The 21,853-nt window shown below is 62.8% G+C and carries 18 protein-coding genes, 1 tRNA gene and 1 pseudogene; 15 read left to right on the forward strand and 5 right to left on the reverse strand.

The window, feature by feature from the left end; translation table 11 throughout:
* The coding region (locus ACTHL0_RS18810; protein ID WP_440568357.1) for a hypothetical protein at positions 1-385 on the forward strand (385 nt) is incomplete at its 5' end.
* 341 nt (positions 386-726) lie between these two features.
* Here the strand turns inward: ACTHL0_RS18810 and ACTHL0_RS18815 are convergent.
* The 4 genes from ACTHL0_RS18815 to ACTHL0_RS18830 form a co-directional block, all read right to left on the reverse strand.
* Positions 727-801: transfer RNA gene (locus ACTHL0_RS18815), tRNA-Val, on the reverse strand.
* 49 nt (positions 802-850) lie between these two features.
* Positions 851-1,609, reverse strand: a complete 759-nt coding sequence (dnaQ, locus tag ACTHL0_RS18820; protein WP_440568358.1) for a DNA polymerase III subunit epsilon — start codon at positions 1,607-1,609, stop codon at positions 851-853.
* A 155-nt stretch (positions 1,610-1,764) separates the two neighbouring features.
* The gene (gene rnhA / locus ACTHL0_RS18825; RefSeq protein ID WP_440568385.1) at positions 1,765-2,220 is read right to left on the reverse strand and encodes a ribonuclease HI; all 456 of its coding nucleotides are present in this window, start codon (positions 2,218-2,220) and stop codon (positions 1,765-1,767) included.
* 10 nt (positions 2,221-2,230) lie between these two features.
* On the reverse strand, positions 2,231-3,076 hold the full coding sequence (locus ACTHL0_RS18830) for a class I SAM-dependent methyltransferase (protein ID WP_440568359.1): 846 nt from the start codon (positions 3,074-3,076) through the stop codon (positions 2,231-2,233).
* Positions 3,077-3,095: 19 nt separating this feature from the next.
* Here ACTHL0_RS18830 and gloB point away from each other — a divergent pair, with 19 nt between their 5' ends.
* From gloB to ACTHL0_RS18860, 6 genes and pseudogenes are all read left to right on the forward strand, one after another.
* Positions 3,096-3,887 carry a hydroxyacylglutathione hydrolase gene (gloB, locus tag ACTHL0_RS18835; RefSeq protein ID WP_440568360.1) on the forward strand — a complete coding sequence of 264 codons (792 nt, stop codon included), beginning with the start codon at positions 3,096-3,098 and terminating at the stop codon, positions 3,885-3,887.
* A 153-nt stretch (positions 3,888-4,040) separates the two neighbouring features.
* The gene (locus tag ACTHL0_RS18840) at positions 4,041-5,702 is read left to right on the forward strand and encodes a transglycosylase SLT domain-containing protein (protein WP_440568362.1); all 1,662 of its coding nucleotides are present in this window, start codon (positions 4,041-4,043) and stop codon (positions 5,700-5,702) included.
* Between the two features lie 398 nt (positions 5,703-6,100).
* A pseudogene (gene carA / locus ACTHL0_RS18845) lies at positions 6,101-7,243 on the forward strand (glutamine-hydrolyzing carbamoyl-phosphate synthase small subunit); the annotation flags it as partial.
* 77 nt (positions 7,244-7,320) lie between these two features.
* Positions 7,321-10,575: a carbamoyl-phosphate synthase large subunit gene (gene carB, locus ACTHL0_RS18850; RefSeq protein ID WP_440568364.1), complete on the forward strand. Its 3,255-nt coding sequence runs from the start codon at positions 7,321-7,323 to the stop codon at positions 10,573-10,575.
* A 147-nt stretch (positions 10,576-10,722) separates the two neighbouring features.
* On the forward strand, positions 10,723-11,199 hold the full coding sequence (gene greA / locus ACTHL0_RS18855; RefSeq protein ID WP_440568366.1) for a transcription elongation factor GreA: 477 nt from the start codon (positions 10,723-10,725) through the stop codon (positions 11,197-11,199).
* A gap of 18 nt (positions 11,200-11,217) precedes the next feature.
* Entirely contained in the window at positions 11,218-11,718 is a 501-nt protein-coding gene (locus ACTHL0_RS18860) for a DUF4149 domain-containing protein (RefSeq protein ID WP_440568368.1), read from the forward strand.
* Between the two features lie 51 nt (positions 11,719-11,769).
* On the opposite strand, the gene ACTHL0_RS18865 is transcribed toward ACTHL0_RS18860, so the two are convergent.
* Positions 11,770-12,339: a YhbY family RNA-binding protein gene (locus tag ACTHL0_RS18865; protein ID WP_440568370.1), complete on the reverse strand. Its 570-nt coding sequence runs from the start codon at positions 12,337-12,339 to the stop codon at positions 11,770-11,772.
* Between the two features lie 189 nt (positions 12,340-12,528).
* Between ACTHL0_RS18865 and ACTHL0_RS18870 the strand changes: the two genes are divergently transcribed.
* The 8 genes from ACTHL0_RS18870 to pstB all read left to right on the forward strand — a co-directional run bounded on the left by ACTHL0_RS18870 (position 12,529) and on the right by pstB (position 21,840).
* Positions 12,529-13,191: an RlmE family RNA methyltransferase gene (locus tag ACTHL0_RS18870; RefSeq protein WP_440568372.1), complete on the forward strand. Its 663-nt coding sequence runs from the start codon at positions 12,529-12,531 to the stop codon at positions 13,189-13,191.
* A gap of 203 nt (positions 13,192-13,394) precedes the next feature.
* Positions 13,395-15,290 carry an ATP-dependent zinc metalloprotease FtsH gene (gene ftsH, locus ACTHL0_RS18875; RefSeq protein WP_440568374.1) on the forward strand — a complete coding sequence of 632 codons (1,896 nt, stop codon included), beginning with the start codon at positions 13,395-13,397 and terminating at the stop codon, positions 15,288-15,290.
* 172 nt (positions 15,291-15,462) lie between these two features.
* Positions 15,463-16,278 carry a dihydropteroate synthase gene (folP, locus tag ACTHL0_RS18880; RefSeq protein WP_440568387.1) on the forward strand — a complete coding sequence of 272 codons (816 nt, stop codon included), beginning with the start codon at positions 15,463-15,465 and terminating at the stop codon, positions 16,276-16,278.
* A 54-nt stretch (positions 16,279-16,332) separates the two neighbouring features.
* Entirely contained in the window at positions 16,333-17,691 is a 1,359-nt protein-coding gene (gene glmM / locus ACTHL0_RS18885) for a phosphoglucosamine mutase (protein ID WP_440568376.1), read from the forward strand.
* A 278-nt stretch (positions 17,692-17,969) separates the two neighbouring features.
* Positions 17,970-19,001 (forward strand): phosphate ABC transporter substrate-binding protein PstS, encoded by a 1,032-nt coding sequence (pstS, locus tag ACTHL0_RS18890; protein WP_440568378.1) that lies wholly within the window; start codon positions 17,970-17,972, stop codon positions 18,999-19,001.
* A gap of 98 nt (positions 19,002-19,099) precedes the next feature.
* The gene (gene pstC, locus ACTHL0_RS18895; RefSeq protein ID WP_440568380.1) at positions 19,100-20,083 is read left to right on the forward strand and encodes a phosphate ABC transporter permease PstC; all 984 of its coding nucleotides are present in this window, start codon (positions 19,100-19,102) and stop codon (positions 20,081-20,083) included.
* On the forward strand, positions 20,080-20,976 hold the full coding sequence (gene pstA / locus ACTHL0_RS18900; RefSeq protein WP_440568381.1) for a phosphate ABC transporter permease PstA: 897 nt from the start codon (positions 20,080-20,082) through the stop codon (positions 20,974-20,976). The genes pstC and pstA overlap by 4 nt, the downstream gene beginning before the upstream one ends.
* 15 nt (positions 20,977-20,991) lie before the next feature.
* Positions 20,992-21,840, forward strand: coding sequence for a phosphate ABC transporter ATP-binding protein PstB (pstB, locus tag ACTHL0_RS18905; RefSeq protein ID WP_440568383.1), 849 nt, complete (start codon positions 20,992-20,994; stop codon positions 21,838-21,840).
* Positions 21,841-21,853: the final 13 nt, after the last annotated feature.

Here is a 21,853-nt window from a genome sequence, read left to right on the forward strand (position 1 = left end):
CGGCCTGTTCAAAATTGACGATTCGCCGTGGAGTAGGGATATAGACGATGCGACGATCAAGCAGCGATTTGCCCAGGTGGTGGAGGAAGAGGAAGGTTCACTGGATCTAGCCACCGCGGTGACACTACTAGTAACCGAGCAACGTTGGGACGAGAGAATGGAAACCGCGCTGCTGAACGCTTCGCCAGACGATTATGTGACTCTGATCAAGGCCAACCAGGGTGAAGGTATGCGGCCGCTGATCGACATGCTTTATCGCTCTGCGAGTTTTCGCGGACAGCAGACTGCACCAATTGCATCCGCCGTGAACGCCGCGCTAGACAAGATCGCGAAAGAGTCGAGACTCAACGCGATTCGCTCTAAGCGTTGGCGAGGTAGTGCCTAATGAGTCCCCGAAAATTTTCCGCTAAGTAACGGCCGGATCCCGCATTAGCCGAACGTTGCGCGGTTGGGAGCGATTCCGCGATGGATCGTCGTGTTGACGTTTCCCATATCGGGGGAGTGCCTCTTATGAAGAAAGAGGACTGATCGCGTGACGATCCGATATTCCTTGGGCTCGTGTGGTCAGACAAGGGTCGCAGCGGAGGGTGGCTCGCCTCGGGCGATCCCACACATCGGTGACCGGGAGCAGGGCAAACCCCCGCGCAAAATTTCCGTACGATTTCCGTACAAAGAAAAAGGGCTTAGGCGGATTTCGCCTAAGCCCTTGATTTCCCTTCGAATTTTTGGTGGGTAGTACTGGGATCGAACCAGTGACCCCTGCCGTGTGAAGGCAGTGCTCTACCGCTGAGCTAACCACCCGAAGAGCCTCGAATTATGTCAGAGGTTCCGCCGTTCGTCAAAGCAATTTTTAAGCGACTTGCACATCGGCCGAATGGGCTGTGTTTTCGGGCACCGGCTCACGTCGCCAGATGCTCGTGCCCTTCATCGCCTTGTCGAGGCCATCGAGCACCGCCTCGTGCGCTGCCAGCTCCGCTTCGTCCGCCGCGAGCACCGGCAAAACGAGTCCTTCCATCGACACCACATTGCCCGCGGCCGCCGCCGCGTCTTGCCGCGCCGGGGCTTCGCCAAGCATGTCGATGACGAGGCTTTCCTGGCCGCGCGTCATCGCCAGATACACTTCGGCCAGCAACTCGGAGTCGAGCAGGGCGCCGTGCAGCGTCCGGTGTGCATTGCTGATGCCGAAGCGGTCGCACAGCGCATCGAGCGAATTGCGCTTGCCGGGGAACATCGCCTTCGCTTGCACGAGCGTGTCGATCACGCTCGCATAGTGCTCCTTGAAGGGCGGCAGGCGGAGCAACGAGAACTCGGCTTCGAGAAACCCCAAGTCGAACGGCGCGTTGTGGATGATCAACTCGGCATCGCACAAATAATCGCGGAGCTGATCGACGATTTCGGCGAACTTCGGCTTGTCTCGCAGAAATTCCGTCGTCAGCCCGTGGACGGCCAGCGCGCCGGGATCGCTGTCGCGCTCGGGGTTGATATAGAAATGCAGGTTGTTGCCCGTGAGCCGGCGGTTCACGAGTTCCACGCCGCCGATTTCGATGATGCGGTCGCCCGTTCGTGCGTTCAGGCCCGTCGTTTCCGTATCGAGAACGATTTGACGCATATTCGTATGTCTCGTGTCGTGTTAAGCAGTGCAAACGCCGCGGCAAGCCAAGCGCCGCGACGGTCAAAACGAAATTGAAGCCGAAATTTGAAGCAAAACCAGCCGGCCCGAAGCAAAGCAAACCGGGCCCCGGCCAACCGGGCCCCAGGGACCGCTCAGCTTTCCGCCAGTGCATTGACGCCGCGATTCGCGAGCGCATCGGCGCGTTCGTTCTCGGGATGGCCCGCATGGCCTTTCACCCAGCGCCATTCGATCTGATGCAGCGCGGCGAGTTCATCCAGACGCCTCCAAAGATCGGCGTTCTTGACCGGCGTTTTCGCCGCCGTCATCCAGTTCTTTTTCTTCCAACCGTGAATCCACTCGCTGATGCCCTTTTGCACGTACTGCGAGTCGGTATGGACGATCGCCTTGCAGGGCCGCTTCAGCGCTTCGAGCGCTGCAATCACGGCCATGATCTCCATGCGGTTGTTCGTCGTGTTCGCTTCGCCGCCGAAAAGCTCTTTCTCCTGCGTGCCGTAGCGCAGCAGGGCGCCCCACCCGCCGGGGCCGGGATTGCCTTTGCAGGCGCCGTCCGTAAAGATTTCGATGAACTCAGGGGCTGCTTCCGTCACATCAGTCACGTCATATTCTCGGGTTAGGTGTTTTATGCGTCGCGGCTGGCGCGAGGCCCGGGGCCAACACGGGTTTTTTCGCCTTGATCGCGCCGACGAGCCGCATCCCGCGCACGCGCTTGACCGCCGTCACCATATAGGCCGCGCCGAAAATCGGCCACCAGCGATCGCCGGCCGCCTCCATGAAGGCGAACCGCGTCAGCCAGTTTTCGTGGGCGAGGGGCGGACGATAGCAGCCGAAGCGTCCGCGTTCAAGCTCGAAACCGAGCAGCTTGAGCCAGTCTTTGATGCGCGTGAAGGCAATCAAGTCTTGCGCAGCCGGCACGAACGGGCGTCCGGCCATTTTTCCGAACGCCTGACGTGCGCCCCACAGGCTCAGGGAGTTGAACCCGAGAATGACGAGCTGGCCCTCCGGCATCAGCACGCGCTCGGCTTCGCGCAGCAGCCGGTGTGGGTCGCGCGTGAATTCGAGGGTGTGCGGCATGACCAGCAGGTCAACGCTCTGCGCTTCGAACGGCAAATCCAGCAAATCGCACCAAAGCGTCGTACGTGCGGCCGGCGCGTAGCGGTCGTCCAAGCCTGGGAGCCCAGAGGGCCCGATCGCCGCGTTTTCCCGCCAACGGGGCGGATAGGTGAACGGCGCGCTGGCGCCGCTGGCCGCGTCCAGCACGAGCGCGCGCGAGGGCATGCGGTTCTCGCGCAGGGCGTCGAGCTGCGGCAGGCCAAGCTGTAGCGCGTGGTAGCCGAACACGTCCGAGACGACGCTGTCGAGCTGAGCTTGTTCCCAGTCGAGTACGTAGCGTCCCGGCGGCGAGGCCGTCCAGGCGGGCCAGTCTATAATCGGTCGATCTGACATCGTGGTGAGTGCGTCGCCTATGAATACGCTCGAATACGTGCCGGTGCCGGCCTTCGCGGATAACTACATCTGGCTCGTATCGGACGGGCGCGATGCCGTCGCCGTCGACCCGGGCGAGGCCGCCCCGGTCAGGGCGTATCTCGCTAAGCGGGGCTGGCGACTCGCCGCTATTTTACTCACGCACCATCACGCCGACCACGTCGGCGGTGTCGCCGGGCTCATAGGCGATACCCGTATTCCCGTCTACGGCCCCGCCGCGGAAGCGATTCCCGTCGTCACCCAGCCGCTCGCCGGGGGCAACCGGGTGCGCCTGGCGGCGCCGCATCTTGAATTGGACGTGCTCGACGTTCCCGGACATACGCGTGGACATATCGCCTATTTCCAGGCGGGGCAGGGCGATGCAGCCCCGCACGTGTTCTGCGGCGATACCTTGTTCGCCTGTGGCTGTGGGCGCCTGTTCGAGGGTACGCCGGCGCAAATGCTTGCGTCGCTCGACGCGCTGGCGGCATTGCCGGGCGAAACGCAGGTCCACTGCGCCCACGAATACACGCTCTCGAATATCCGTTTCGCCCTTGCCTGCGATCCGGACAACGCGCAATTGCGCGCGTGGCACGACGAAGCGAAGGCCTTGCGCGAGCGCAATGTCCCGACGCTCCCTACGACGATTGCGCACGAGCGCGCCGTCAATCCTTTTTTGAGATCAGACGATTCGGCGGTCCAGCGGGTCCTCGCCGAAGCGCTCCGCGAAACGGTACCGGATCGGCTGACGTCGTTTACCTTGATGCGCGAGTGGAAAAACCGCTTCCGCTAAGCGCATTGCGCGTGATGCGCATTTCGTGCGATGGCGCGCAAAAATGCGGCAAGTTATGGATTTGACTGGTTTTTTTTAACGTATTCTGTTGACGTGGGCGGTGGGCTTTCGTACTATCGCCTGCAATTTCCAGCTTCGGAAGCAGAGACGTTCATGCGATTTTTCTTCAGTGCCCTATTGGTTTTGACGCTTGCCGCGTGCGCAAGCCAAGGACCGACGGCGCCCCCAGCCTCCGACGCTTCCAATCCCGCCTCCGCCACCGACACCCTTCGCATCACCGCCGCCAAGCAGACGATCGACGTCGATAAAAGCTCCGTCGATCAACTGACGACTGCCGACACCGATCTCTGGGCGCGGATCCGCCGCGGGTTTCAGATCCCCGATCTGCACAACGATCTGGTGGACATGCAGGCCAATTGGTACGCGCAGCGCCCGGACTACGTCCAGCGCATGACGGAGCGCTCGCAAAAGTATTTGTATTACATCGTCGAAGAACTCGAGTCCAGGCACATGCCGACGGAGCTCGCGCTGCTGCCGTTCATCGAGTCTGCCTATAACCCGCAGGCGCTCTCCGTCGCAAAGGCGGCCGGCATGTGGCAATTCGTACCGGGCACGGGCCGCACCTACAATCTCAAGCAGAACATGTGGCAGGACGAGCGGCGCGACGTGCTGGCCTCGACGGGCGCCGCGCTCGATTACCTCTCGCGGCTGCACGACATGTTCGGCGATTGGTATCTGGCGCTCGCAGCGTATAACTGGGGCGAGGGCAACGTCCAGCGCGCGATCGCGCGCAATCAGGCGGCCGGCTTGCCGACCGACTACGAAAGCCTGCGCATGCCGAACGAGACGCGCAACTACGTACCCAAGCTGCAGGCCGTCAAGAATATCGTCGTGAATCCGCAGGTCTACGGCCTCACGCTGCCGTCGATTCCGAACCACCCGTATTTCGTGACGGTCACGACGTCGCACGATATCGACGTCGACGTCGCCGCGAAGCTCGCGAACATGACGACCGACGAGTTCCGCGCCCTCAATCCGTCGTTCAAGAAGCCCGTGATCGTCGGTGCGACGCAGCCGCAGATCCTGCTGCCGTTCGATAACGCCAGCGCGTTCGAGCATAACTTGAAGGCGTACGACGGCCAGTTGTCGTCGTGGACCACCTACCCGGTGACCGAGCGCATGCGCCCGCAAGCGCTGGCCGAGAAGATCGGCGTCGATCCCGATACGCTGATGTCGGTCAACAAGATTCCCGCCGGCATGCGGCTCAAGCCGGGCTCGACACTGGTCGTGCCGCGCGCGGACGACGACGATGAAGACATCAGCGCCGATGTCGCCGAAAGCGCCGTGCTCGCCATGGAGCCCGACGTCCCTGATACGCGCAAGATGCTGATTCGCGTACGTCGTAAGCAGTCGATGGCGGCCATCGCCGCGCGCTACGGTGTGTCGCTCGGCCAGCTCAAGGCTTGGAACAAGACGCATCGCAACGAGGCAGCGGCAGGGCAGGTGATCGTGTTGCACGTGCCTGTGGGTAAGACGTTGCCTGCGGAACCGGGCCCGCAAAAGATCGCGACGGCGATTCCGGAAGGCGCGCGGGTCGAGCGGATCGATGCAAGTGCGGCTGAAGCGCAGCCCAAGTCGCATCGCGGCAAGGTCGCGAAGGGCCGTGGCAAGGCGAGCGGCACGCACGCCGTCGCTCACGCCGGCAAGCCGGCGGCGAAATCCGCCAAATCCCCCGCCGTGGCCTCGAAGCAAGCCACCAAGGACAAGACGCCGAAAGTCGCGGCCACTCGCGAAAAGGGTAAGAACAAGTCATAGCCCGTCATCAAGACGCGGCAATCGGCCAGGTGTAGGATCCTCCCTATGCCTGTCGCCACGTCGGATGCGGTGCCCCCGGCACCGCATCGAGACGACTTCGGATTGTAGGGAAAGGGTATTTCCGGTTATAATCCGAAAGTTTGCACTATCCAACCCGCACCCTAGCGCCTACCTCCTCCATACCGTTTATCCGCCGCGCGCCGTCACCGCGAGCCATGCCGCCGAGCCTGTCCGTTCAACGGATTCAAGCCCCGCGCATCGTTCCCTGAGTCGCCGCAGCGAGCGAACTCGCGCCATGCCGCCCGCCGTCGCTTAGCCGACACTCCGCGCGGCGATCGCTGCCCGAGTTCGGTCGGATAAACAGGTCGGCAACAGGGTGTTCCTGAAGGAGCTTCCCCGTGTTGCCGTCTTTTCCTCCCGCTCTGCTCGCACTCGCCGACGGCACGATCTTTCGCGGCTATGCCATCGGCGCGGCTGGTCATACCATCGGCGAAGTCGTGTTCAATACCGCGATCACTGGCTATCAGGAGATCCTGACCGATCCGAGCTACGCCCGTCAGATCGTGACGCTCACGTACCCCCATATCGGCAACGTCGGCGTGAACGCCGAGGACGTCGAATCGACGAAGGTGCATGCGGCCGGCCTGATCGTGCGCGATCTGCCCGCGCGTGCATCGAATTTCCGCATGGACCGCACGCTCGGCGATTACCTGAAAGCCGAAAACGTCGTGGCGATCGCCGGCATCGATACGCGCCGCCTCACGCGCATCTTGCGCGACAAGGGCGCGCAAAACGGCTGCATTCTCGCTGGCAGCACCGACGAAGCGCAGGCGATCGAACTCGCACGCTCGTTCCCGGGGCTGGCCGGTATGGACCTCGCGAAGGTCGTCAGCACCGCCAAGCCGTATGAGTGGACGCAGTCGGAATGGCGCCTCGGCACCGGCTTCGGGGCGCAGCGCGCGCCGAAGTACCGTGTCGTCGCTTTCGACTTCGGCGTCAAATACAACATCTTGCGCATGCTGGCCGAGCGCGGCTGCCACGTCACGGTACTGCCCGCCCAAGCGAGCGCGGCCGAGGCGCTGGCGCTCAATCCGGACGGTGTCTTCCTCTCGAACGGTCCTGGCGATCCCGAGCCCTGCGATTACGCGATCGCGGCCACCAAGGCATTCATCGAGCGCGGGATCCCGACGTTCGGCATCTGTCTCGGCCACCAGATCATGGGCCTCGCCGTCGGCGGCAAGACGGTCAAGATGAAAACGGGCCACCACGGCGCGAACCACCCGGTCAAGGATCTGGCCGACGGCCGCGTCGTCATCACCTCGCAGAACCACGGGTTCGCCGTCGATGCGAACACGCTGCCCGCAAACGCGCGCGTCACGCACGTCTCGCTGTTCGACGGCACGCTGCAAGGCTTCGAGCTGACGGACAAGCCGGCGTTCTGCTTCCAGGGCCACCCCGAAGCATCGCCGGGGCCGCACGATATCGGCTACCTGTTCGATCGCTTCACGGCGTTGATGGACGCCAAGCGCGGCAGCGCAGCCGCGTATTTGACGCGCCGCGGCGCGCCATGCGCCGCGCCGCCCATCGAAGACATCAGAAAGACATTAGCGAGAGCGTTATGCCGAAGCGGACAGACATCAAGAGCATTCTCATCATCGGCGCCGGGCCGATCATCATCGGCCAGGCCTGCGAATTCGATTACTCGGGCGCGCAAGCGTGCAAGGCGCTGCGCGAAGAAGGCTACAAGGTCATCCTCGTCAACAGCAATCCGGCGACGATCATGACGGACCCGAATACGGCCGACGTCACCTACATCGAGCCGATCACGTGGGAAGTCGTCGAGCGCATCATCGAGAAGGAGCGGCCCGACGCGATCCTGCCGACGATGGGCGGTCAAACGGCGCTCAACTGCGCGCTCGATCTGCATCATCACGGCGTGCTCGAGAAATATAAGGTCGAGCTCATCGGTGCTTCCCCCGAAGCGATCGACAAGGCCGAGGATCGCCAGAAATTCAAGGACGCGATGACGAAGATCGGTCTCGGTTCGGCGCGATCGGGCACCGCGCATTCGATGGAAGAGGCGTTCAAGGTTCACGCCGAAATCACGCAGGACACGGGCGGCCCGGGCTATCCCGTCGTTATCCGCCCGTCGTTCACGCTCGGCGGCTCGGGTGGCGGCATCGCCTACAACAAGCAGGAATTCGAAGAAATCTGCCGTCGCGGCCTCGATCTGTCGCCTACGCGCGAGTTGCTGATCGAAGAGTCGCTGCTCGGGTGGAAGGAATACGAGATGGAAGTCGTGCGCGACCGCGCCGACAACTGCATCATCGTCTGCTCGATCGAAAACCTCGATCCGATGGGTATCCACACGGGCGATTCGATCACGGTCGCACCGGCGCAAACGCTGACGGATAAGGAATACCAGCTGCTGCGTAACGCCTCGCTCGCCGTGCTGCGCGAGATCGGCGTCGATACCGGCGGCTCGAACGTGCAGTTCGCCATCAATCCGCGCGACGGGCGCATCATCGTCATCGAGATGAACCCGCGCGTGTCGCGTTCGTCGGCACTGGCCTCGAAGGCGACGGGCTTCCCGATCGCGAAGGTCGCGGCCAAGCTCGCTTGCGGCTATACGCTCGACGAACTCAAGAACGAAATCACCGGCGGCCAAACGCCGGCTTCGTTCGAGCCGACGATCGACTATGTCGTCACCAAGATCCCGCGCTTTGCCTTCGAGAAATTCCGCGAAGCCGATTCGCGTCTCACGACGCAGATGAAATCGGTGGGCGAGGTGATGGCCATCGGGCGCACATTCCAGGAGTCGTTCCAGAAGGCGCTGCGGGGCCTCGAAGTCGGCGTCGACGGTCTCGACGAAAAAACGGCCGATCGCGACGAAGTCGTCCGTGAAATCGGCGATCCGGGGCCCGAGCGCATTTGGTACGTGGGCGATGCGTTCCGCCTCGGCATGTCGCTCGACGAAGTGTTCGAGGAGACGGCGATCGATCCATGGTTCCTCGCGCAGATCGAAGAGATCGTGAACACGGAAAAGCAACTGGCCGGCCGCACGCTGCCAAGCCTGTCGAAGGACGAACTCCTGTTCCTGAAGCGCGGCGGTTTCTCCGATCGTCGTCTGGCGAAGCTGCTCGGCGCGAAAGCGGCCGATGTGCGCGCCCGCCGCATCGAGCTGAAGGTGCGCCCGGTCTATAAGCGCGTCGATACATGCGCAGCCGAATTCGCGACGAAAACGGCCTATATGTACTCGACGTACGAAGAAGAGTGCGAAGCGCAGCCCACGTCCAACAAGAAGATCATGGTGCTCGGCGGCGGGCCGAACCGGATCGGGCAGGGGATCGAGTTCGACTACTGCTGCGTCCATGCGGCGCTCGCGATGCGCGAGGATGGCTATGAGACGATCATGGTCAACTGCAATCCGGAAACGGTCTCGACCGATTACGACACGTCCGATCGCCTGTACTTCGAGCCACTGACACTCGAAGACGTGCTCGAAATCGTCGACAAGGAAAAGCCCCTGGGTGTGATCGTGCAGTACGGCGGCCAGACGCCGCTGAAGCTCGCACTCGATCTCGAAGCGAACGGGGTGCCTATCGTCGGCACGTCGCCCGACATGATCGACGCGGCGGAAGATCGCGAGCGCTTCCAGAAGCTGTTGCAAGAACTCGGTTTGCGTCAGCCGCCGAACCGCACGGCACGTGCGGAGAGCGAGGCGCTCGCGCTGGCCGATGAAATCGGCTATCCGCTCGTCGTGCGCCCGTCGTATGTGCTGGGTGGCCGCGCGATGGAAATCGTCCACGAGCCGCGCGACCTTGAACGCTATATGCGTGAGGCCGTGAAGGTGTCGAACGATTCGCCGGTGCTGCTCGACCGCTTCCTGAACGATGCCATCGAATGCGATGTCGATTGCATCTCCGATGGCAAGGCCGTCTTCATCGGCGGCGTGATGGAGCACATCGAGCAAGCGGGCGTGCACTCGGGCGATTCGGCGTGCTCGCTGCCGCCTTATTCGCTGTCGCAAGCCACCGTGGCCGAACTGAAGCGCCAAACGGCGGCCATGGCGAAGGCGCTGAACGTGGTTGGCCTCATGAACGTGCAGTTCGCGATTCAGCAGGTGCGCGATGCGGGCGGCAACGTGGAAGACATCATCTACGTGCTCGAAGTGAATCCGCGCGCTTCGCGTACGGTGCCGTACGTGTCGAAGGCTACCGGTCTGCCGCTCGCGAAGATCGCGGCACGCGCGATGGTGGGCCAATCGCTCGGCGAGCAGCAAGTCACGAAGGAAGTCGAGCCGCCGTACTTCAGCGTCAAGGAAGCCGTGTTCCCGTTCGTCAAGTTCCCGAGCGTCGATCCGGTGCTCGGGCCCGAAATGCGTTCGACGGGCGAAGTCATGGGCGTGGGCGAGACGTTCGGCGAGGCGCTGTTCAAGTCGCAACTCGCAGCCGGTTCGCGTCTGCCTGCGTCGGGCACCGTGCTGTTGACGGTCATGGACGCCGACAAGCCGAAGGCCGTGGAAGTGGCCGCCATGCTGCACGAACTCGGCTATCCGATCGTGGCGACAAAGGGCACCGCCGCGGCGATCGCCGCCGCCGGTGTGCCGGTCAAGGTCGTGAACAAGGTGAAGGACGGCCGTCCGCACATCGTCGATATGATCAAGAACGGCGAAATCGCGTTGGTGTTCACGACGGTCGATGAGACGCGTGCGGCCATTGCCGATTCGCGTTCGATCCGCATGAGCGCGCAGGCGAACAAGGTGACGTACTACACGACAATGTCGGGCGCGCGCGCGGCAGTCGAGGGGCTGCGTTACCTGAAGAACTTGGAAGTCTATGATTTACAAGGGCTTCATGCTCGCCTAAACTAATCGTTCGATTACAGATACACGCTGGGGTCGCATCACAACCCCACCATGCCGCGGTTAAGCGGCGTCCTGTCGAAGCCGTATGCGAGGCGGGATGCACTTAACCGCGGTGCTTTTTTATTGCCGTTTTTTTTGCTTACTGGTCTGTCTATGAGCACGATTCCCTTGACGAAGCGGGGCGCCGATCAACTGCGCGACGAGCTTCAGCGCCTGAAATCGGTTGAACGCCCGTCCGTCATCAATTCGATTGCCGAGGCGCGGGCGCAGGGCGATTTGTCGGAAAACGCCGAATATGACGCCGCGAAGGAAAAGCAGGGTTTCATCGAAGGCCGCATCGCCGAAATCGAATCGAAGCTGGCCGCTGCGCAAGTGATCGATCCTTCCGCCCTCGATGCCGAAGGCCGCGTGGTGTTCGCGGCCACGGTCGATCTCGAAGATCTCGATTCGGGCAAGAAGGTCACGTATCAAATCGTCGGCGATGACGAAGCCGACCTCGACCATGGCCTCATTTCGGTCAGTTCCCCGATCGCGCGTGCCTTGATCGGCAAATTCGAAGGCGATGTAGCCGCCGTTCAAGCACCGGGTGGCGTGCGCGAATACGAAATCATTTCCGTGCGTTACGTCTGACCGTCGGGATCCCGCCTCGTGTCTTCCGCTCCGCACCGCGTATTCCGGCTGTTCGTATTGATTTGGGTCGGCAGCGCGCTGACGATCGGTTACGTTGTTGCGCCTACGCTCTTTGCGATGCTCGAGCCTTCGATGGCGGGCAATCTGGCGGCACGGCTCTTTCGGATCGAAGCGTTCGTCGGGGTGGGGTGCGGCATTTTGTCGCTCGCGCTCGGCAATATGCTAGTGCGGCGCGGCGCGTCCGATTATCGCCGGTTGCGCTGGCTCGTTATCGGCATGTTGCTATGCGTGCTGATTGGCTATTTCGTGCTGCAACCGTTCATGGATGGCTTGCGCGAAGCGGCCCGGGCGGCCGGGCTCGAGCTGGCGCATTCGCCTTACGCCGCGCGTTTCGGATTACTGCACGGGATCGCGATGCTGTTTTATCTCGCCGAGACGTTGCTCGGCTTGGCCCTGGCATGGATGCTGCCCGCGCCGGCTCGCTCTCTCGGCGTAGGCCCGGCCGGCTCTGCCGCCTGAATCGGCGCGCCCCGGCGGGCGCACGGGGCATTGCGGCTTATTTGACCGGCTTTATTTCACCGTTTGATGTTGGCGCTTTGCGCTCGATTGACGCTTTTTCGCGCGCTTGACCGTGCCGCCCGCGGTGACGCGTTCGTTGCCGAGGACGCGTACCTTCTGCGCCTTCGGCCGGCGCATCGTGTCGGCTTGCGATTGCTTGACGACTTTGACGGTGCGCGGCGCGGCGCCACGCTTGCCGGTATCGGCCGCGGCTTCGCGTGCCGTTGGCAGGGCGGCTTTGCTGCGCGTGCCGGTGTTTTTGGCGGCGGTGCCTTTGGTGGCTGCGCTTCTGGCGGCCGGCGCGGCAGCCTCGGGCTTCCAGATGACGAGCAGCTTGCCGATATGCTGAATCGGCGCGGCATTCAGGGTGTCGCAGATGGCATCGTAGATGGCGACGCGTGCTTCGCGTTCATCGCCGAAGACGCGGATCTTGATGAGCTCGTGCGCGGCGAGGTGGACTTTGATTTCGGCCAGCACGGCGTCGGTCAGCCCTTCGCCCCCGATCAGAACGACCGGTTTGAGCGCGTGGGCTTGGGAGCGCAAGTCGGCGCGCTGGGCAGGAGAGACTTTGAGGGCGGGCATAGGGCGAAGAAACGACTCGACTAAAATAGGGACGGCCGCAACATGAATGCATGGCCGGTTTCGGCCGATGCGATGCGGCACTTCGATCCGGGCGGCCGGGCCGCGAACCGGCGAGGCCGGACGGCGCGTCGGTAAAACGCGTATTATCCGCTAAAAGTGCGGCCAGACGCAGCAATAGATTCCTTTTCGATGGCAAAAAACCGCTTCAATCAATCGTGGTTGCACGATCACATCAACGATCCTTACGTCAAGCTTGCGCAGCGCGAGGGGTACCGCGCGCGTGCCGCGTATAAGCTCAAGGAAATCGACGAACAGGACAAGCTCATCCGTCCGGGCCAGGTCATCGTGGATCTCGGCTCGGCGCCCGGTAGCTGGAGCCAGTACGCGCGCAACAAGCTCGCCCAGGGTTCGCGGCGCGACGAGGCGCGCGAGGGCGGGATCGACGGTACGATCATTGCGCTCGATATTCTCCCGATGGAACCGATCGCCGATGTCCATTTCATTCAAGGCGACTTCCGCGAAGAGAGCGTGCTCGCGCAACTCGAGGAAATGGTCGGCGAGCGTCGTGTGGACCTTGTAATTTCCGATATGGCGCCCAACCTGTCGGGGGTGGCCGTGGCCGATGCCGCGCGGATCGAACATATTTGCGATCTCGCACTCGAATTCTCTCAGGCGCATCTGAAGCCGGAGGGCGCGTTGCTGGTGAAGTGTTTCCATGGCAGCGGCTACAGCCAGATTGTCGAGAAATTCAAACGCCAGTTCAAAACGGTCGCGGCGCGCAAGCCCAAAGCGTCGCGGGACAAATCTTCCGAAACGTTCATTTTGGGTAAGTTTTTGAAACGGCCTGCCTGACAGGCCCTTCGATGTGCCGGTTTGGGGCATCGATCGACGGTGGTTCGACCCCGGCTGCGGCGCGCTGAGCGCCGGCGGCCCGCCGGAAAGCGCTATTTGTGCGGTAGCGAAACGTTATGGCAGGGGCCTGCTGACTGGATTAGAATGCTTTGGTGGTGCCGCAAGGTAAATGTAGGCACCCGACTATGAGGAAGGAGTGGGCTTTGAACAACAACATGTTTTCGAAGGCAGCAGTGTGGCTGGTGATCGCACTGGTGCTGTTTACGGTGTTCAAGCAGTTCGACAAGCCCCGTGTCCAGGAAGGCGTCTCGTACTCGCAGTTCATGGACGACGCCAAGGTGGGCAAGATCAAGAGCGTCGTGGTGCAGGGACGAAACCTGACGGTTACTCCGGCAGACGGTCAAAAATATCAAATCGTATCGCCGGGCGATATCTGGATGGTCGGCGATTTGATGAAGTATGGCGTCCAGGTGAGCGGCAAGGCCGATGAGGAGCCCAGCGCGCTCATGTCGGCGCTTTACTACCTCGGGCCAACGGTGCTCATCATCGCGTTCTGGTTCTACATGATGAGGCAGATGCAGGGCGGCGGGAAAGGCGGTGCCTTTTCGTTCGGCAAGTCGCGCGCGCGTCTGATCGACGAGAACAACAACGCCATTAATTTCACCGATGTCGCCGGTTGCGACGAAGCGAAAGAGGAAGTCTCCGAACTCGTCGATTTCCTGCGCGATCCGCAGAAGTTTCAGAAGCTCGGCGGGCGTATCCCGCGCGGCGTGCTGCTGGTCGGCCCGCCGGGAACCGGTAAGACGCTGCTCGCACGCGCGATCGCCGGCGAAGCGAAGGTGCCGTTCTTCAGCATCTCGGGTTCCGATTTCGTCGAAATGTTCGTCGGCGTCGGTGCCGCACGGGTGCGCGACATGTTCGAGCAGGCGAAAAAGCATGCGCCGTGCATCGTGTTCATCGACGAAATCGATGCGGTCGGCCGTCACCGCGGCGCCGGCATGGGCGGCGGCAACGACGAGCGCGAGCAGACGCTGAACCAGATGCTCGTGGAGATGGACGGCTTTGAGGCGAACTCGGGTGTCATCGTCATCGCGGCCACGAACCGTTCCGACGTGCTGGATAAAGCGCTGCTGCGCCCCGGCCGTTTCGACCGCCAGGTCTATGTCGGCCTGCCGGACATCCGCGGCCGCGAACAGATCCTCAAGGTGCATCTGCGCAAGGTGCCGATCGCGAACGATGTGGACGCCTCGGTCATCGCGCGTGGTACGCCGGGCTTTTCGGGCGCCGATCTGGCGAACCTCGTGAACGAGGCCGCGCTGTTCGCCGCTCGCCGCGGCAAGCGCATCGTCGAGATGCAGGATTTCGAAGACGCGAAGGACAAGATTTTCATGGGTCCCGAGCGCAAGTCGGCTGTCATCCGCGAGGATGCCAAGCGTGCCACGGCCTATCACGAGGCGGGTCACGCGGTGGTCGCCAAGCTGTTGCCGAAGGCCGATCCCGTGCACAAGGTGACGATCATTCCGCGCGGCCGTGCGCTGGGCGTGACCTGGCAGTTGCCCGAGCACGACAACGAAACGTATTCGAAGGAATACTTGCTTGATCGGCTCGCCATTCTGTTCGGCGGCCGGGTGGCCGAGGAACTGTTCCTGAACCTCGTGAGCACGGGCGCGTCGGACGATTTCAACAAGGCGACGCAAACGGCACGTGCGATGGTGGCCCGCTTCGGGATGACGGACGCGTTGGGGCCGATGGTCTACGTCGATGACGAAAACGAGTCGTCGCCGTTCGGCCGCTGTTTCACGCGGGCGATTTCGGAGGCGACGCAGCAGAAGGTCGACGCCGAGATTCGCCGGTTGCTGGACGACCAATACACGCTTGCGCGGCGTCTGCTCGACGAAAACCGCGACAAGGTCGAAGCCATGACGGCGGCGCTGATGGAGTGGGAAACGATCGACGCCGATCAAATCAACGACATCATGGAAGGGCGCCCGCCGCGCTCGCCCAAGAACGTGCCGTCGACCGACGCTTCGTCGTCGTCGGGGGGCGGGGGCAATTCCGGCGCGGAAGTGCGCCCCGGCAACGCGACGGCACCGGCGTGACGTTGCACGGCTAGAAAGATGGGCCGGTGTGTACCTCGCACCGGCCCATCTTTTTGCATTTCTGGTTTTCGTTCTTCGCCGTCCCGTGTCCTCTTCCAATCGCTCTCGTCCTGCCATTGCCGAACCGCTCGTTTGCGGGCGTTTCACGCTGACCTTCGAGCGCCCGCTCGTCATGGGCATTCTCAACGTCACGCCCGATTCGTTTTCGGATGGCGGGCGCTATGTCGCTCGCGACGATGCGTTGCGTCAAGCGCAGCGTATGTTGGCCGACGGCGTCGATATCATCGATATCGGCGGCGAATCGACGCGCCCTGGCGCGCCGCCTGTGCCGTTGGCGCAGGAGCTCGAGCGCGTCGTTCCGGTGATCGAAGCGCTGGCTCAGGCGGGCGTGCCGTTATCGGTCGATACCTACAAGCCTGAAGTGATGCGCGCGGCGCTTGCCGCGGGCGCCGATCTCATCAACGATATCTGGGGCTTTCGCCGTCCCGGCGCGCTGGACGCCGTGCGCGACGCGCGTTGCGGCCTGTGCGTCATGCATATGCTCGGAGAGCCGCAGACGATGCAACGCGTCGAGATCGATTATGACGACGTCGTCGCGGACGTCCGCGCGTTCCTGCAGGCCAGGGTCGAGGCGTTGACGCAAGCGGGTATCGCCCGCGCGCGGATCAGCGTCGATCCGGGAGTCGGCTTCGGCAAGGCGACGCGCGAACACAATTACGCGTTGCTGGCCCGCTTACGCGATACCGCGCCTCAGCCGGCGGCAGGCGAGGCGCCGTTTCCGATCCTGGCCGGCATGTCGCGCAAGTCGATGCTGGGCGCCGTAACGGGACGCGCGACGGCCGCCGAGCGCGTGGCAGCCAGCGTGGCGGCGGCTGTTTGCGCAGCGGAGCGGGGCGCCGCGATCGTGCGCGTGCACGATGTCGCCGAGACAGTCGATGCGCTGAAAGTATGGGCCGCCGTTCGGGAAGCGGAATGCGCCGGGCGGTGACGGAAAGCAGGACCGTAATCAATCATTCAAACATTCGAACCTGGGGATAGGAGCATGGCACGTCGTTATTTCGGCACGGATGGCGTTCGCGGCAAAGTGGGCGAGGCCCCGATCACGCCCGACTTCGTATTGCGGCTCGGCTATGCAGCCGGCAAGGTGCTGGCGGAGGCCGATCGCTGGGCAAAGGCCGGTACGCGGCCGACGGTGCTGATCGGCAAGGACACGCGCGTGTCAGGCTACATGCTCGAAGCCGCGCTCGAGTCGGGCTTTTCCGCGGCCGGGGTCGACGTCATGTTGGCCGGGCCGATGCCCACGCCTGGTGTCGCTTATCTCACGCGCGCGCTGCGGTTGGCGGCGGGCGTCGTCATCAGCGCTTCGCATAATCCGTACTACGACAACGGCATCAAGTTCTTCAGCGCCGACGGCAACAAGCTGCCGGACGAGGTCGAACTGCGCATCGAGGAGCACCTCGAAGAGCCGCTGATTTGCGCCGCGTCGGAACAGCTGGGCAAGGCGCGCCGTCTTGACGATGCGGCGGGCCGCTACATCGAGTTTTGCAAGAGCACGTTTCCGGCGGCGTTCGACCTGCACGGGCTCAAGCTCGTCGTCGATTGCGCGCACGGGGCGGCTTACGATATCGCTCCGCACGTGTTTCACGAGCTCGGCGCCGATGTCGTGCCGATCGGTGTGGCGCCGAACGGTTTCAACATCAACGACGGCGTCGGCGCAACGGCGCCCGACGCGCTGATCCGCGCCGTGCGGGCGAATCGTGCCGATCTCGGGATCGCGCTCGACGGCGACGCCGACCGTCTGCAAATCGTCGATGCATCGGGGCGCCTGTTCAACGGCGATGAATTGCTCTATGTGCTGGTGAAGGACCGCATGGCCACCGAGGGCCAGGTGCCGGGCGCGGTCGGTACGTTGATGACAAATATGGCCATCGAAGTGGCGCTCGCACGCGAGAACGTGCCGTTCGTCCGGGCGGCGGTTGGCGATCGCTATGTGCTCGAGCAATTGCGTGAGCGCGGCTGGCAGCTCGGCGCCGAAGGCTCGGGTCATATTTTGTCGCTCGACCGGCATACGACGGGCGACGGCATCGTTTCGGCCCTGCTCGTGCTCGCAGCGATCAAGCGCAGCGGCCGCACGCTCGCCGAGCTGCTGGAAGGGGTGACGCTGTTCCCGCAGCAGCTCATCAACGTGCGGATGCGTGCCGGGGCTGACTGGAAGGGCAGCGACGCGATCCAGCGCGCGGTGGCCGATGCGGAACGCGCGCTCGACGGGAGCGGCCGCGTATTGATTCGCGCATCGGGCACGGAACCCGTCCTGCGCGTCATGGTGGAAGCGAGCCAGCGCGAGGCGGCCGTGCGCCATGCGCAAGAGATCGCGCGTGCGGTCGAACAGGCGACCGCATAATCCGCATCATCGGCATAATCCGCACCATCCCGTCATCGATCCCACCGAAAAAGCGCTGCAGGCGCAGCGCTTTTCTCGTACGCTAGCAAGACGCGCGAGGGGCGCCATGCTGATATCTTCCCCTAATTCCTCGTATCTCATGCTAATTGCGCCGCCTTTCTTTCATCAAGTAAGGTAGCTGTCACGCGAGCTTCATCGATCGTCATATTACTGTCACAGTTCGGACCTAATCTTCGCGGTGTCGAGTTTCCACGACCACACCACTAGGGGTTAATTCCATGAAATTGATGCAAACCGCGTTCGCTGGCCTGGCGGGCGTGCTTTTCGCCGTTTCCGCACAAGCAGCCGACATCACCGGCGCGGGCAGCACGTTCGCCGCACCGCTGTACACGAAGTGGGCGGATTCGTACGTCAAGTCGGGCGGTGGCAAGGTGAACTACCAAGGCATCGGTTCTTCCGGCGGCATCAAGCAGATCGAAGCGAAGACGGTCGATTTCGCGGGCTCGGACATGCCGCTGAAGGACGACGAACTCGCGAAGCAAGGTCTCTTCCAATTTCCGACGGTGGTCGGCGGCGTGGTGCCCGCGATCAACCTGCCGGGCGTCAAGGCGGGCGAGCTGACGCTGTCGGGCGAAGTCCTGGCCGACATCTACCTGAACAAGATCACGAAGTGGAACGACCCGGCCATCGCCAAGCTGAACCCGGGCGTGAAGCTGCCGGACACGGCGATCGCCGTGGTGCGCCGCGCCGACGGCTCGGGCACGTCGTTCATCTGGACGAACTATCTCTCCAAGGTCAGCCCGGAGTGGAAGTCGAAGGTGGGCGAAGGCACGACGGTCAATTGGCCGACGGGTACGGGCGGCAAGGGTAACGACGGCGTCGCCGCGTTCATCCAGCGTCTGCCGGGCGCGATCGGCTACGTGGAGTGGGCCTATGTGAAGCAAAACCACATGGTCTATACGAAGCTGAAGAACGAAGCCGGTACGGTCGTCACGCCCGATACCGACACGTTCAAGGCCGCTGCCGCGAGCGCCGAGTGGAACAAGTCGTTCTACCAGATCCTGACGAACGAGCCTGGCAAGAACGCATGGCCAATCGTCGGCGCGACGTTCGTGCTCGTGCACAAGACGCAAGAGAAGGCCGCGGAAGGCGCGGAAACGCTGAAGTTCTTCGGCTGGGGCTTCAAGAACGGCGCCGATGCGGTGAATTCGCTCGACTACATCGCGCTGCCGGCTTCGGTGACCGCTGAGATCGAGAAGCAGTGGAAGGCGAACGTGAAGGATGCCTCGGGCAAACCGGTCGCTGAGTAAGCAGGTCCTGTTGTAAAGGCCCGGCAAGGCGAGATGCTTTGCCGGGCATCGCCATCGCCAGCGCCCATCCTGGGTGCGGCAACAGCAAACGGGTTCACATGTCCGACACTCGACTCATGTCGACGGCCCCAGCCGAATACGCGCAACGCGCGCCGAGCAAACTTGGCGACCGCATTTTCGGCTTTATGGCGTGCCTCGCAGCAATCGTCACGTTGTTGCTGCTCGGCGGCATCATCGTGTCTCTGATCTTCGAATCCTGGCCGTCCATTCATCAATTCGGCCTGCACTTTCTCTGGAGCGCCGAGTGGGATCCTCCCAATGACCGGTATGGCGCGCTCGTGCCCGTGTACGGGACGTTGGCGACATCGCTCATCGCGCTCCTTATCGCGGTGCCCGTCAGCTTCGGCATCGCGCTGTTTCTAACCGAACTTTCCCCGATCTGGCTGCGCCGCCCCTTGGGCATCGCCATCGAGTTGCTGGCCGCCATCCCGTCGATCGTGTACGGCATGTGGGGCCTGCTCGTGTTTTCGCCGATCTTCGCCACCTACTTCGAACAGCCGATCGGCAACGTGCTCGGTTCGATGCCGATCATCGGCGCGCTGTTCCAAGGGCCGCCGATCGGCATCGGTATCCTGTGTGCCGGCGTCATCCTGGCGATCATGATCATTCCGTACATCGCCTCGGTCATGCGCGACGTGTTCGAAGTCACGCCCGTGTTGCTGAAGGAATCGGCCTACGGGATCGGCTGCACGACCTGGGAAGTGATGTGGAAGATCGTATTGCCGTTCACGAAGAACGGCGTGATCGGCGGCATCATGCTCGGCCTCGGCCGCGCGCTCGGCGAAACGATGGCGGTCACGTTCGTCATCGGCAACACCAACTTGCTCAGCAACATCTCGTTGTTTTCGCCCGGCAACAGCATTACGTCCGCGCTCGCGAACGAGTTCGCCGAAGCGGGCCAAGGCTTGCATACGGCCGCGCTGATGGAGCTCGGTTTGATCCTGTTCGTCATCACTTTCATCGTGCTTGCCATCTCCAAGATCATGCTGCTGCGCCTCGAACGGGCAGAGGGGGCGAAATGAGCCGGCCTTCAATGCAACTTCCGGGGTCGGCGGCCCCCGAGCTGCTGGCTGCCACGCGGGATCGCCTGCAGCGCCGCAGGCGCGTGGTCAACGCGGTCGCACTGACGCTTTCGCTGGCCGCCATGGCATTCGGGCTGGTGTGGCTCGTCTGGATTCTCTATACGACGCTGAGCCTCGGTATCGGCGGCTTGTCGTTGGCGTTGTTCACGCAGTCGACGCCTCCTCCGAACACCGATGGCGGTGGTCTGGCCAACGCCATCGTCGGCTCGCTGCTGCTCGTGGGCGCCGGCACGCTCGTCGGTACGCCGATCGGCGTGCTCGCCGGCATTTATCTGGCCGAGTACGGCCGCAAGGGATGGTTTGCCAACATCACGCGCTTCATCAACGACATCCTGCTGTCGGCGCCGTCGATCGTGGTCGGCTTGTTCGTCTATGCGCTGGTGGTCGCCGAGATGGGGCACTTCTCGGGCTGGGCGGGCGTGATTTCGCTCGCGCTGCTGCAGATTCCGATCGTGATCCGCACGACGGAAAACATGCTCAAGCTCGTGCCCAACGCGCTGCGCGAGGCGGCGTTTGCCCTTGGCGTGCCGAAGTGGAAGATGGTGTTGTCGATCACGCTGAAAGCATCGATGGCCGGTGTCGTGACGGGGGTGTTGCTCGGGATTGCCCGGATCGCGGGCGAAACGGCGCCCTTGCTGTTCACGGCTTTGTCGAACCAGTTTTTCTCGGTCGACATGAATCAGCCGATGGCGAACCTGCCCGTCACGATCTACAAGTTTGCTATGAGCCCGTTCCCGCAGTGGCAATCGCTCGCGTGGGCCGGTGTGTTCCTGATTACCCTCGGCGTGCTCGGATTGACCATCCTCGCGCGCGTGTTGTTCGGCAAGAAATAAGCCACGGAGCGCCTTATGAATATGGCTGAAAGTCACCTTTCCCAAGTCGAGCGCCCCGCCGCGCCCGCCGGTTTCGAGCCGGCTCGCGGCGATCGGCCGCTGGCGCCCCTCACGCCGAAGATCGAAGTGAAGAACCTGAACTTCTTCTACGGCAAGTACCACGCGCTCAAGAACATCAACATGAGCATCCCCGAAGGCAAGGTGACAGCGTTCATCGGCCCCTCGGGCTGCGGCAAGTCCACCTTGCTGCGCACGTTCAACAAGATGTTCGCCCTGTATCCCGAGCAGCGCGCCGAAGGCGCGATCATGATGGACGGCGAAAACCTGCTCACCACGAACCGCGACATTTCGCTGCTGCGCGCGCGTGTCGGCATGGTGTTCCAGAAGCCGACGCCGTTTCCGATGTCGATCTACGACAACATCGCCTTCGGCGTGAAGATGTTCGAAAAGCTTTCGCGCTCGGAGATGGACGACCGCGTCGAATGGGCGCTCACGAAAGCCGCGTTGTGGACGGAAGTGAAGGACAAGCTGCACCAAAGCGGCTACGGCCTCTCCGGCGGCCAGCAGCAGCGGCTGTGCATCGCGCGCGGCATCGCGATCCGCCCCGAAGTGCTGCTGCTCGACGAGCCGTGCTCGGCGCTCGACCCGATCTCCACCGGCCGTGTGGAAGAGCTCATCGCGGAGCTCAAGAACGACTACACCGTGGTGATCGTGACGCACAATATGCAACAAGCGGCGCGTTGTTCAGACTACACGGGCTACATGTACCTCGGCGAGTTGATCGAATTCGGCGATACCGAGAAAATCTTCATCAAGCCGGTCCGCAAGGAAACCGAGGATTACATCACCGGCCGCTTCGGCTAAGGAGACAGCGATG

Source organism: Trinickia sp., assembly GCF_051961175.1.
Classification (GTDB): Bacteria; Pseudomonadota; Gammaproteobacteria; order Burkholderiales; family Burkholderiaceae; genus Trinickia.

What these genes read in the sequence shown, in the direction of transcription:
- ACTHL0_RS18830 (WP_440568359.1), bottom strand. Translation starts at nt 3,076, where the DNA reads ATGTCAGATCGACCGATTATAGACTGGCCCGCCTGGACGGCCTCGCCG.
- carB (WP_440568364.1), top strand. Translation starts at nt 7,321, where the DNA reads ATGCCGAAGCGGACAGACATCAAGAGCATTCTCATCATCGGCGCCGGG.
- folP (WP_440568387.1), top strand. Translation starts at nt 15,463, where the DNA reads ATGGGCATTCTCAACGTCACGCCCGATTCGTTTTCGGATGGCGGGCGC.
- gloB (WP_440568360.1), top strand. Translation starts at nt 3,096, where the DNA reads ATGAATACGCTCGAATACGTGCCGGTGCCGGCCTTCGCGGATAACTAC.
- ACTHL0_RS18865 (WP_440568370.1), bottom strand. Translation starts at nt 12,339, where the DNA reads ATGCCCGCCCTCAAAGTCTCTCCTGCCCAGCGCGCCGACTTGCGCTCC.
- dnaQ (WP_440568358.1), bottom strand. Translation starts at nt 1,609, where the DNA reads ATGCGTCAAATCGTTCTCGATACGGAAACGACGGGCCTGAACGCACGA.
- glmM (WP_440568376.1), top strand. Translation starts at nt 16,333, where the DNA reads ATGGCACGTCGTTATTTCGGCACGGATGGCGTTCGCGGCAAAGTGGGC.
- pstS (WP_440568378.1), top strand. Translation starts at nt 17,970, where the DNA reads ATGAAATTGATGCAAACCGCGTTCGCTGGCCTGGCGGGCGTGCTTTTC.
- greA (WP_440568366.1), top strand. Translation starts at nt 10,723, where the DNA reads ATGAGCACGATTCCCTTGACGAAGCGGGGCGCCGATCAACTGCGCGAC.
- pstC (WP_440568380.1), top strand. Translation starts at nt 19,100, where the DNA reads ATGTCCGACACTCGACTCATGTCGACGGCCCCAGCCGAATACGCGCAA.
- ACTHL0_RS18870 (WP_440568372.1), top strand. Translation starts at nt 12,529, where the DNA reads ATGGCAAAAAACCGCTTCAATCAATCGTGGTTGCACGATCACATCAAC.
- ACTHL0_RS18840 (WP_440568362.1), top strand. Translation starts at nt 4,041, where the DNA reads ATGCGATTTTTCTTCAGTGCCCTATTGGTTTTGACGCTTGCCGCGTGC.
- pstA (WP_440568381.1), top strand. Translation starts at nt 20,080, where the DNA reads ATGAGCCGGCCTTCAATGCAACTTCCGGGGTCGGCGGCCCCCGAGCTG.
- pstB (WP_440568383.1), top strand. Translation starts at nt 20,992, where the DNA reads ATGAATATGGCTGAAAGTCACCTTTCCCAAGTCGAGCGCCCCGCCGCG.